This is a genomic window from Nostoc sp. (assembly GCF_035638895.1).
In the GTDB taxonomy this organism is placed as follows: domain Bacteria; phylum Cyanobacteriota; class Cyanobacteriia; order Cyanobacteriales; family Nostocaceae; genus Nostoc.
The window spans coordinates 1-1,854 of record NZ_DASQZC010000168.1 but is presented as its reverse complement, the minus strand read 5'-3'; the positions used below and the strand labels follow the sequence as shown (position 1 = coordinate 1,854).

The 1,854-nt window shown below is 45.4% G+C and carries 2 protein-coding genes; both read left to right on the top strand.

The features are described 5' to 3' along the window. A partial coding sequence (locus tag VE944_RS08425) for an NAD(P)/FAD-dependent oxidoreductase (RefSeq protein WP_324975091.1) occupies positions 1-1,128 on the top strand: 1,128 nt, incomplete at its 5' end. 88 nt (positions 1,129-1,216) lie between these two features. Then, the coding region (locus tag VE944_RS08420; protein ID WP_324975088.1) for an HAD-IA family hydrolase at positions 1,217-1,854 on the top strand (638 nt) is incomplete at its 3' end.

The following is a 1,854-nucleotide window of genomic DNA, read 5'->3' as shown; positions in this document are numbered from 1 at the left end:
CGCTTAAGCCAGTTACCTTGGGAAGCTACGCAAAAACCCGAAATTGTTCTGGTAGATCAAAGCGATCGCTTCCTATTCTCTCCTTTACTTTACGAATTACTCACTGGCGAACTGCAAACCTGGGAAATTGCCCCACCGTTTGAAGAACTTTTACAAGGCACAGGGGTGCGTTTTTATCAAGGGGTTGTGTCTGGAATCGACATCGACCAGAAACTGGTAAATGTACATGAAGGGCCGGAAATCCCTTATGATCGCCTAGTGTTGGCACTAGGAGGTGAGACACCGCTAGATTTAGTGCCTGGTGCAACATCCTACGCCTACCCATTCCGCACAATCTCTGATGTTTATCGTTTGGAAGAACGTCTGCGATTTTTAGAAGAATCGGATGCTGATAAAATTCGGGTGGCGATTATTGGGGGTGGTTACAGTGGTGTAGAGTTAGCCTGTAAGTTAGCCGACAGACTAGGTGAAAGAGGACGCTTTCGGATCATTGAAATTGCTGACCAAATCTTGCGAACTTCCCCAGAGTTTAACCGGGAAGCAGCAAAGAAAGCAATAGAAGCCCGTGGCGTGTTTCTTGATTTAGAAACCAAAGTGGAATCAATAGAGCAAAATTCCATTTCCCTAGAGTACAAAAACCAGTTAGACACGATTCCCGTAGATTTGGTAATTTGGACTGTGGGAACTAGGGTTGCGCCTGTAGTGAAATCTCTTCCCCTCAAGCAAAACCAGCGTGGTCAAATCAGTACTACATCTAATTTGCAAGTTCTCGATCATCCAGAAATCTTTGCCTTGGGAGATTTAGCAGACTGTCATGATGTTGAAGGACAGCAAGTCCCCGCCACCGCACAAGCGGCTTTCCAACAAGCGGATTATACTGCTTGGAATATCTGGGCAAGTCTGACCAATCGCCCCCTGCTTCCCTTCCGTTATCAACAGCTAGGAGAAATGATGGCACTAGGAATAGACAACGCCACTCTCACTGGTTTGGGAATTAAACTAGATGGCCCCTTGGCATCCGTCGCCCGTCGAATTGCCTATTTATATAGATTGCCAACTTTAGACCACCAACTCAAAGTTGGTTTTAATTGGTTAGTTCGTCCGATCATAGAAACACTTTCTCGTTAACTTAAGGTTAGTCATTAGTTATTAGTGACTCTTCCCACTCCCCACTCCCCACTCCCTACTCCCCAATCCCCAATTCAATCAAACTTTGATGGAACAACCGAAAGTTATTTTTTTAGATGCTGTGGGTACACTCTTCGATGTCAAAGGTAGTGTGGGCGAAGTTTATAGTCAGATAGCCCAGGAATTTGGCGTTACAGTTTCAGCCGAAACATTGAATACAGCTTTCATCAAAAGCTTTAAAGCAGCGCCGCCGCCGATGTTTCCAGATGCAGAACTGCAAGATATTCCCCAGCGCGAGTTTGATTGGTGGCGGATAATTGCCCTGAACACTTTTGAAAGTGCTGGAGTTCTCAAGGAATTTTCTGACTTTTCGGCTTTTTTTAGCGAACTTTACATTCACTTTGGCACTGCCGAACCGTGGTTTGTCTATCCCGATGTTTTACCAGCTTTAATTAACTGGCGGCGGTTGGGAGTTACCTTGGGGGTGCTGTCCAATTTTGATTCTCGGATTTACTCAGTATTGCAAAGTTTGGGATTGAGAGAGTTTTTTACCTCCGTCACCATTTCTACCCAGGTGCGTGCAGCTAAACCCAATCCTCAAATTTTTGCCATTGCTTTAGATAAACATAAATGTTCCCCAGAGGCAGCATGGCATATTGGCGATAGCGTTGTAGAAGATTACCACGGAGCTAAAGCAGCTGGACTCAGAGGCGTTTGGATCAACCG